1 protein-coding gene is annotated in these 644 nt (G+C 77.6%); it reads right to left on the reverse strand.

Annotation, left to right across the window (positions count from 1 at the left end):
* Nucleotides 1-73: 73 nt before the first annotated feature.
* On the reverse strand, nt 74-644 hold a 571-nt coding region (locus tag AC2CJA_RS27090), incomplete at its 5' end, for an acyl carrier protein (RefSeq protein WP_484605264.1).

The following is a 644-nucleotide window of genomic DNA, read 5'->3' on the forward strand; positions in this document are numbered from 1 at the left end:
CCGCCGCGCGGTACCCGCGGGCCAGCCCCCGCCGGCCCCCCGCCCCCCCCCCCCGCCCCCCCCCCCCGGACGGTTACTCCAGCCCGTCGACCAAGGCGAACAGTTCCTCGTCGGTGGCGTCCTCCAGGTCCTCCAGGTCGTCCGGGTCGTCCGGGTCGTCCTGCCCGGACGCCTCCGGCGCGGTCGCGCCGGAGGCCGCCCGGGACAGCAGGTCGTGCAGCCGGTCCGTGATCCGCTCCCGGGCGGCGTCGCCCGCCGGCAGCGCTTCGATCGCCGAGCCGATCCGGTGCAGCTCGGCGAGGACCGCGTCACCCGGCGTGTCCGCCTCCTGCTCGACCAGCTCGGCCAGGTGCCGGGTCAGGGCGAGTGGGCTGGGGTGGTCGAAGACCAGCGTGGTCGGCAGCCGCAGACCGACCGCCTGCCCGAGCTGGTTGCGCAGCTCGACCGCGCTGAGCGAGTCGAAGCCGATCTCCTGGAAAGGCAGTTCGGCCCCGACGGTCGTGGCGTCGGCGTGCCCGAGCACGCCGGCGACCTGGCCGCGCACCAGCTCCAGCAGTGCGGCCTCGCGCTCCTTGCGGCCCAGCGCGGCCAGCTGGGCGACCGGCGAGGACGCCGCGCCGGCGGTACCGCCGGCGGGCGGCGTG

Source organism: Streptomyces sp. ATLC9, assembly GCF_057196705.1.